We start from the raw sequence: 8,283 nt of genomic DNA, 5'->3' as shown, positions 1-8,283 counted from the left end.
ATGACCTCCAGGCCCTTGTTCACCAGCGTGGCGGAATTGGTCGTCACGACCCTGCCCATGTCCCAGGTCGGATGCGCGAGCGCCTCACGCGGAGTGACGGTCGCCATGTCGCTGCGCGAGCGCCCGCGGAAGGGACCTCCCGACGCGGTGAGGACGAGCCTGCGCACCTCGGCCCTCTCACCGCTTCGCAGGGCCTGCGCGATGGCCGAGTGCTCCGAGTCGACCGGGACGATCTGTCCGGGGCGCGCCGCACGACGCACCAGATCCCCGCCGACGATCAGCGACTCCTTGTTCGCCAAGGCCAGCGTCGTGCCGGTGGCCAGGGTCGCGAGCGTGGGCCCCAGCCCCACCGAACCGGTGATGCCGTTGAGCACGACGTCGGCCTCGACGTCGTGCACCAGCTGGGCGGCCTCCTCCGCCCCGAGCGCCGTGTGCTCCACGCCGAACGCCTCCGCCTGGGCGGAGAGCGCATCGCGCGAGGAATGAGCCGACAGACCGACGACGTCGAAACGACGCGGGTTCGCGCGGATGACCTCGAGCGCCTGGGTGCCGATGGAGCCGGTGGAACCGAGAACGATGACGCGCCGCATGCGGTCAGACTACCGACGCCGCACGCGTGGGGTCACTCGGCCGCGACGGCGTGCTGCGTGCCCAGGATGTCCACGACGAACACGAGCGTCTCGTCCTGCAGCTCGTTTCCCTCGCTGTCTCCGTACCCGAATTCCGGCGGGATGACCACGAGCACCTGCGAACCGACGGTCTGCCCTTCCAGCGCCTGCTGGAAACCGGCCACGACACCGGTGGTGGTGAAGGTGGCGGGGGTGTCGCGATCCCAGCTGGAATCGAAGACCTCGCCGTCGGACCACTTCACACCTGCATAGTGCACGAGCACCGTGTCGCCGGACTCGACCGTCGCACCGTCACCGACCTTCAACTCGGCGATCTCGACCTCCGTCGGCGCCTCAGCGTCGGGGATGGTCACCGTGGGGGCGCCGTCGTCGTCGAGGGTCACGTCCGGCATGCCTTCGACGGGCTCCTGCTCCTCGCCCCACGCGGCGTCGGGAACGACGCTCAGCAGATCGAAGACGTAGACCTCGGCACCGTTCGTGTCGCTCGCGGGGAAGGCCGCGACCACGCGCGTGCCGGGGGTCGCGCACCCGACGATCTGACCGATCGGGTTGTCGGCGGAGATCTGTGCGGGAAGGATCTCCGCGCCCTCGTACCCGAGCGTTCCCAGCTCCTCGCCGGTCTCGGCGCTGTACGCGGTGAGCGCATAGGACACGAGGTCGCCGGATTCCACGGGGTCTCCCTCGCCCTCGGTCACCACGGAGCTCTGAAGCTCGCCGACCTCGAGCGGGAACTCGAACGTCGCGGTGGACTCCTCGCCCGTCTCGCCCTCGACGGTGACGGCTTCGGAAGCCGACCCTGAGGGGGCCGCCGCGGCGCAGAGCGCATCGGCGGACGCGTCCGGTTCGGGGTCGGATGAGCCGCATCCGGCGAGCAGGATCGCCGCAGCGGCGACGGCGGAGACGGCGAACAGGGAGCGATTGCGCACGAAGACCTCGAGACGGTGGACAGACACGGTCGCCCCCATCCTGCCCCACGATCTCTTTGATCGGGCTGAGAGCCCCGTCGCCCGGGCCGGGATCGGTCGACCGGCGGGCCGAGACCCGCCCGGCTCCACGCGCCCGGAAGCATAACGTGCCGGGCATGCGATCCGCGATAGCCTCGTCGGGTGATGTCTGCGGAAACCCCCGATTCCGAGAACACCGGCAACGACGACGAGCGCACGCCGGAGGGCGTGCGCCGCATGGGCGCGACCTATGCGTTCGGCCGCATGGTGGTGACCCCGCTCGGTCGGCTGCTGTACCGTCCGCGGGTCGAGGGCCGGCATCACGTCCCCCGGCAGGGTCCGGTGATCTTCGCCAGCAACCACCTGTCCTTCATCGACAGCATCGCGATCCCCGTCGCCGCTCCGCGGCCGGTGCACTTCCTCGCCAAGGCGAGCTACTTCGACGGGCCCGGGATGAAGGGGTGGCTGTCGAAGCAGTTCTTCCTCTCGATCGGCGCGATCCCCGTCACGCGGGGTGCCGGGCAGGCGGCGCTGGACGCCCTCGACCAGCAGCGTCTTCTGCTGGATCAGGGCAGCGCCGTCGCACTGTACCCCGAGGGGACTCGATCCCTCGACGGGCGTCTCTACAAGGGACGTACCGGCGTCGCCTTCCTCGCTCTCCAGACGGGCGCCCCCGTGGTGCCGGTCGGCCTCATCGGCACAGACCGCGTCATGCCCGTGGGCGCGAAGATGCCGTCGCTGCGCGAACGTGTCACCGTGCGATTCGGTGAGCCGATCGATCTCTCGCATCACGGTGCCGCGTCGTCGGGTCGCGCTCGCCGCGGGGCCACGGACGACATCATGAGCGCCATCCAGGCCCTCTCGGAGCAGGAGCTCGCCGGCGCCTACAACGAGCTGCCCGCCCACGGGCCGATCGAGAAGATCAGGCAGGCGCTGCCGCACGAGCGCGTGTGAGCGCGCGGCAGCTCAGGCCGCCACGCGCACGGTCGCCTCGTGACGCACCGGGAAGTTGACGGAGTTCGCGATGAAGCACCACGCATTCGCCTGACGGTGCGCCGCGTACGCGGCATCCACCATCCCCTCCTCGGCGACCGTGACGACGGGGTGAAGCACGACCTCACGGAAGGCGCCGCCGCCCGTGCCGTCGAGCACGAGGGTCGCGGTCGCGTCGTCGTGGTACGCGGTGACGACCACTCCCGTGGTCACACACGCGTGGAGGTAGGACAGCAGGTGGCACTGCGCGAGGGATGCCAGGAGCATGTCCTCGGGGTTCCACCGTGCCGGGTCGCCGCGGAACGGGGCATCGGCCGAGCCGAGCAGCGCCGGCTTGCCCTCGACCTCGAGGGTCACGGAGCGGTCGTAGTCGCGGTATCCGCTCGTGCCGCTTCCGCGGTCACCGGTCCAGGTCGCGCGCAACGCGTAGGAGTGTTCGCCGGGCATGGGGCCAGTCTGACACGACCGGCCTCGCGCACGGCCGGACGTTAGGCTGGTCCCGTGCCGGAGACCTTCGCCGCCAGCAGCGCCGTCCCCCTCGCCGTCGTCGAACGCAGCGGGTTCATCGAGTCCCGCCACGTCGGGTCCGCGATCGTGCTGTCCCCCGACGGCGGCGCGTCGACGACGCTGGGCGACACCGAAGCGCCGATCCTTCCTCGTTCGTCGCTCAAGCCGGTGCAGGCGCTGGCGATGCTCGCCGCCGGCACTCCCCTCGAGGGCGAGCGACTCGGCATGGCCACGGCCAGCCACTCCGGCACCGATCGGCATGTCGCCGTCGTGCGGGACATCCTCGACGCCGCCGGCCTCGATGACTCCGCCTTGCGGTGCCCGCCCGCGTGGCCGGGAGACGGCCCGGCGCGGGACGCGATGGTCCGCGCCGGGGCCGCGCCGGCAGGCGTGCGGATGAACTGCTCCGGCAAGCACGCCGCCATGCTCCTGGCGTGCACCACGAACGGCTGGCCGATCGAGACGTATCTGCACCCCGAGCATCCGCTCCAGGTGCAGATCCGCGAGGTGACCGAACGCCTGACCGGGCAACGGGTGACGACGACGGCGACCGACGGATGCGGTGCGCCGGTGTTCGCGATGAGCCTCGCGGCGCTCGCGAAGGCGATCCACCGCATCGGCACGTCGTCCGAGCGCTCGCCCTTCGCGCTCCATCGCAGCGCGGGGGCGCTGGTGCGCGCCGTGAAGGACAACCCGTGGACGATCGACGGCCCCTCGCGACCGGACACGCTGGCCATCTCCCGCCTGGGGGTGTTCGCCAAGGGCGGCGCCGAAGGCGTGATGGTCATGGTCGCCCCCGACGGCACCACCGTCGCCGCGAAGATCCTCGACGGCAGCGGACGTGCGGCGACCGCGGTCGCGGCGCGTCTGCTCGAGCGCGCCGGAGCCCTGGCGGAGGCGGACGTCTCCGCGCTGCTCGCGGAGCTGCCGCTGCGGGTGACCGGTGGTGGCGTCGAGGTGGGCCGGATCCGTCCCGTCTTCTGAGGATCAGTCACGGTCGGACTGCTCCGCCGCGAGACTCACTCGCCGGGGGGCTGCGCCACCGCGGACGAGCCAGGCGCGCGCTCCTCGCGAGTCGCACGGGGGCGGAAGATCGCGATCACCGGTCAGCATGCGGTAGGCCGCACCGCACGCGGCGTCGATCAGCAGGTCGTGCTCGAGGCGGATGCGCGTGAGCGTCCGCCAGTTCCGCTGCCACAGCTCGGGGTCTCCCACCAGCACCGTGCGCGAGCCGTCGCCGCCCACGTCGTCGGCCTCGTCGACCATCCGCACCGTGGCGCCGCCCGCCTGCCACGCCGAGACGAGCGACCGTGCGCGGGGCCCCGGCGCGATCACCACCCCCGTCAGACCTCGCGGCGGTCGCCAGAGGTCGGGCTCCACCCGGGCGGGCTCCCCGGGAGGGGGCACGATCGCGGTCTGGACGAGGACTCCGTCGAGGGTGCCGCGGCCGGGAGGTGCGCTGGGGTCGAATCCCGATGCAGCGCCGCCGACGGCGATATGCTCCGCGCGCCCCGGGGTGGCGAGCACCAATCGCCGCGAGACCGTCTCGGCCACCCGTGCGAGCGGCCCGGAGAGCCGACGCGCGGTGAGAACGACGAGGTATCCCCCGTGTCCCGCGTCTCTCACGATCGCTTCGAGCAGCGAGAGCGCCGCCGCGGCATGGTCGGCGGGAAGGCGCGCGAGCAGGGTGTCGACGTCGTCGAGCACGATCGCCGTCCCAGCGGCCGGCGGTCGCTCGGCGCAGCCGACGAGCTGATCCCACCCGTGCTCGAGATCCGCCGGGATCCACACCGAGCCGCCCGGTGCCTGCGCGGCGATCAGCGCTGCGGCGCAGGAGCGACCCGAGCCCGCACGGCCGACCACGAGCAGGGAGCGATCGGCCACGAGAACGCCGACGCGGCGCTGGTCCTGCTCGGCGGGAAGGTCGGCGAGACCCAGCGTGAGGTCGGACGCGGGCCGACCGGCTTCGCCCGCACTCAGCCGCGGGTCGGAGATGTCGATGCGCTCCGGCAGCGTCGGATGCCATATCGGGCGCGGGGCGGGACCGGTCTCGGCGCCTCGAGCGCAGACCCGATCGAGCAGCCCTTCGTCGCTCAGACCGATGCGCACGCGCTGGGGCTCCGCGTCCGACGCACGTCGCACGATCGCCACGCCCGCGCCGTCGCGCCCGCCGGGCAGCAGGGCGGCGTCTTCGGTGCCGACGACGGCCCTGCTGTCACCCCGATCGGCGACACGCAGGCTCACGCGCAGCGGACAGTTCGCCAGCAGGGCGTCTCTCACCACCCCGGCGATGCGTTGCGTGCCGAGGACGAGGTGCATGCCGAGCGCACGACCGCGCGCTGCGACGTCGGTGAACACCGTGTGCAGCTCCGGATGCTCGCCCAGCAGCGCCGCGAACTCGTCGACCACGATGACCAGGCGAGGCAGACGGACTCGCGGGTCCGCGACGTCCCGTGCGCCGATCGCCGTCAGTGCGCGCTCGCGCATCCGGATCTCCGCACGCAGACTCTGAATGGCCCGCTCCGCACCGTCACCGTCGAGATCGGTGATCACCCCCGTCACGTGGGGGATCCGCGCGAGCGCGTCGAACGCGGTTCCGCCCTTGAAGTCCGCCAGCAGGAAGACGACCTGGTCCGTGGAGTGGCTCGCACACAGCGCCAGCACCCACGACACCAGCAACTCGCTCTTGCCGGATCCGGTCATGCCCGCCACGACGGCGTGCGGACCGTCGTCGACGAGGTCGATCGGCACGACGACGCCGGCCGCCGCGGCGAACCGGGCGGTGAGCGGACCCGCATCGCCCGCAGGCTGCAAGGCGAGAAGGTCGCCGAGCGACACGATCGCCTCCTCGTCGTCGCCGCGCATCCGAGCCGCCCGCGCGGCGAGGATCGATGCCGCCGCGGCGCACTGGCGGGGATCGAACATCTCCGGCGCGACGTCGCGACGCGAGATGCCGTCGTCGACGATCGCAGCCGTCGGCGAGGTCACGGTCATGCGCACGGTGCACTCCGGGGGCGGCGGCGCCGACTCGTCCACCCGCGCGAGCACGAACGTCGCCGACGGGTGGGCCACGTCACCCGGTTCGAGCAGACACATCACCGTCGGAGCGTCGCGCACGTGCGGCAGCTGCTGCGCCCACGCGTGTTCGGCCCCGGGACCGGACACGACACGCAGCCGCCCCGGTTCGATACCGAGGACGAGCTGCAGGGCGAGCGCGCGAGTCGCAGCGGCCGCGAGCATTCGCGGCCCCGAGACGGCGACGCCGCCCTCGAGCGGGACGACGACCGGCGCGTCCGTGAGGCGACCCGCGTCTGCGCGCAATGCCGCGTCTTCGGGAGCGTCACCGCCGCCGGTGACCCGCTGACCGCTCTCCCGCTCACCACGACCGACCACCAGGGAGTTGTCGCGGACGACCGAGCGCCGCCAGATCTCGGCGTCGTCGTCGAGGAGCGCGCGTGCATCGGGATGTCGCTGCCGCATCGCGCGCCGCTCGGCGTCGTGACGGTCGCGGAGGCGCTCTCGCACCGTGCGGCGGGCCGCGGCCGACGTCGCCGCGGCGCGACGATGCTCGCGACGGGCCGCACGCCGGGTATCGAGCAGCGACGCGACCGCGATCACCGGGCCGAGGGCGGCGAGCCACAGCGCCAGCACGTGCCCGGTGACGGCCCAGATCATCACCGCCCCGGCCATCGGCGCCAGCGCAGCGAGAATCGGGATGCCGCTGCGGCGCGCCGGGGCCGGTGGTGCGGGGAGGACAAGCTCACCCGCGTCGTACCGGAGATCAGGAGCGGGCGGGTCGTCGACGGCGGGTCGGGGATTTCGCACACCTCATTCCATCCGCCGAGGCGGACGGGCGGGCGTCGCAGCGGCCGGCCTGTGGACGGGAGGGGGTCAGTGCACCGCCGGGGAGGGATCTTCGGCCGCGACATCGAGCACGATGATCGTGATGTTGTCGCGTCCGCCGTTCTCGAGCGCCGCGTCGAGCATCGCGTCGACGGCGGCAGCCGGGTCGGCGTTCTCCCCCAGGAAGTGCTGGATGCCGTAGTCGGTGAGCTCCTTGGTGAGCCCGTCGGAACAGATCACGAATCGATCGCCGTCGACGAGCTCGAGCCGCACGTAGTCCGGTGTCACGCCGTCACTCGGGCCCACGGCGCGGGTGATCACGTTCCCGTAGGGATGATTCTCCGCTTCCTCGGGGCTCAGGCGACCGGAGGAGATCAGCTCCTGCACGACGGAGTGATCCGTCGTGATCTGCGCGAGTGCACCGTCGCGCAGGAGGTACACGCGGCTGTCGCCGATGTTGAGCGTCACCCAGTGCGGTTCGTCGCCGGAGACATCCAGATAGACGCCCGTCACCGTCGTCCCGGTGCCCTCGTCGGTGGCCTTGGGATGCGATGCGATGTCGCGGACCGCCTTGGCCAGCGCCTTCTCGATCGTGCGAGGAGTGACCGAGCCGCCCTCCACCGTGCCCGAGAGCCGCTCCACGGTGCGGGAGCTGGCGATCTCGCCGCCGATATGGCCACCCATTCCGTCGGCGACGACGAAGAGCGGATACGAGGCGAGCACCGCATCCTGATTGATCTCTCGTCGGCGGCCCGTGTGGGTGGTCGCCGCCCACGCCAACGACCACGTTCCCGCCGCCGTTGCGACGGAACGCGTGTGGGTCGATACGTCGGGCACGCCCTGACTCTCCCTCGAACGGTCTTGTCGGCAGGGCACGAGGACCTGCCGCGTGCTCACAGCCTAATGGACGTGGCCCCGGCCGCCTCCCGGCTCGGCTCGGCGCGTCAGACCTTGGCGCCGGGATCCTCGGGCAGCGGGAACAGGGCGTCGATCTCCGCGACCTCGTGGGCGTCGGGCTTCCAGGCGGTGGCCGCGGCGGCGTTCGCCCGCACCTGGTCACCGCTGGTGGCGCCGGCGATCACGCTGGAGAGCTCGTCGTGCGAGAGCAGCCATCCTATCGTCGCCTGCAGCATCGTGATGCCGCGATGGTCGCAGAAGGCGGAGAACTGCTCCAGCGCATCCCACGGGGCCTGCTCCCACACGTGGGAGCGCTGGCGAGAGATCCGCGTGTCCTCCGGGGCGTGGGAGCGCGTGAACTTCCCGGTGAGGAGTCCGTTGTGCAGGGGGAAGTACGGAAGGAATCCGAGCCCGAACCGGCGAACGGCCGGAAGGACCTCGCGCTCGGCCGCTCGCGCGAGCAGGCTGTA

General features: G+C 72.0%; 7 protein-coding genes and 1 pseudogene. 2 read left to right on the top strand and 6 right to left on the bottom strand.

All coding sequences use genetic code 11. The features are described 5' to 3' along the window. Both B4E30_RS08075 and B4E30_RS08070 read right to left on the bottom strand, forming a co-directional pair. A pseudogene (locus tag B4E30_RS08075) lies at nucleotides 1-590 on the bottom strand (1-deoxy-D-xylulose-5-phosphate reductoisomerase); the annotation flags it as partial. 32 nt (nucleotides 591-622) lie between these two features. After that, nucleotides 623-1,582, bottom strand: coding sequence for an FKBP-type peptidyl-prolyl cis-trans isomerase (locus B4E30_RS08070; protein ID WP_286794599.1), 960 nt, complete (start codon nucleotides 1,580-1,582; stop codon nucleotides 623-625). Between the two features lie 156 nt (nucleotides 1,583-1,738). On the opposite strand from B4E30_RS08070, the gene B4E30_RS08065 reads away from it, so the two are divergent. Further along, on the top strand, nucleotides 1,739-2,527 hold the full coding sequence (locus B4E30_RS08065; RefSeq protein WP_414683196.1) for a lysophospholipid acyltransferase family protein: 789 nt from the start codon (nucleotides 1,739-1,741) through the stop codon (nucleotides 2,525-2,527). A 12-nt stretch (nucleotides 2,528-2,539) separates the two neighbouring features. Here B4E30_RS08065 and B4E30_RS08060 read toward each other — a convergent pair whose 3' ends face one another. Beyond that, the gene (locus tag B4E30_RS08060; RefSeq protein WP_286794597.1) at nucleotides 2,540-3,013 is read right to left on the bottom strand and encodes an OsmC family protein; all 474 of its coding nucleotides are present in this window, start codon (nucleotides 3,011-3,013) and stop codon (nucleotides 2,540-2,542) included. Between the two features lie 54 nt (nucleotides 3,014-3,067). Between B4E30_RS08060 and B4E30_RS08055 the strand changes: the two genes are divergently transcribed. After that, on the top strand, nucleotides 3,068-4,057 hold the full coding sequence (locus B4E30_RS08055; RefSeq protein WP_286794595.1) for an asparaginase: 990 nt from the start codon (nucleotides 3,068-3,070) through the stop codon (nucleotides 4,055-4,057). 3 nt (nucleotides 4,058-4,060) lie between these two features. On the opposite strand, the gene B4E30_RS08050 is transcribed toward B4E30_RS08055, so the two are convergent. From B4E30_RS08050 to B4E30_RS08040, 3 genes are all read right to left on the bottom strand, one after another. Further along, on the bottom strand, nucleotides 4,061-6,898 hold the full coding sequence (locus B4E30_RS08050; RefSeq protein WP_286794593.1) for an FtsK/SpoIIIE domain-containing protein: 2,838 nt from the start codon (nucleotides 6,896-6,898) through the stop codon (nucleotides 4,061-4,063). A gap of 66 nt (nucleotides 6,899-6,964) precedes the next feature. Next, a complete protein-coding gene (locus tag B4E30_RS08045) occupies nucleotides 6,965-7,753 on the bottom strand; it encodes a PP2C family protein-serine/threonine phosphatase (protein WP_286794591.1) in 789 nt (262 codons plus the stop codon). Between the two features lie 107 nt (nucleotides 7,754-7,860). Next, nucleotides 7,861-8,283, bottom strand: a 423-nt coding sequence (locus B4E30_RS08040) for an aldo/keto reductase (RefSeq protein ID WP_286794589.1), incomplete at its 5' end; no start/stop codon positions are given.

This window comes from Microbacterium sp. UBA3394 (genome assembly GCF_002358725.1).
Taxonomy (GTDB): domain Bacteria; phylum Actinomycetota; class Actinomycetes; order Actinomycetales; family Microbacteriaceae; genus Microbacterium; species Microbacterium luteum.
The sequence above is the reverse complement of the archived record's forward strand: the minus strand, read 5'-3'. Positions and strand labels throughout refer to the sequence as shown.

Coding starts and splice junctions, on each gene's coding strand:
- B4E30_RS08065 (WP_414683196.1), top strand. CDS start 1,739: ATGTCTGCGGAAACCCCCGATTCCGAGAACACCGGCAACGACGACGAG.
- B4E30_RS08060 (WP_286794597.1), bottom strand. CDS start 3,013: ATGCCCGGCGAACACTCCTACGCGTTGCGCGCGACCTGGACCGGTGAC.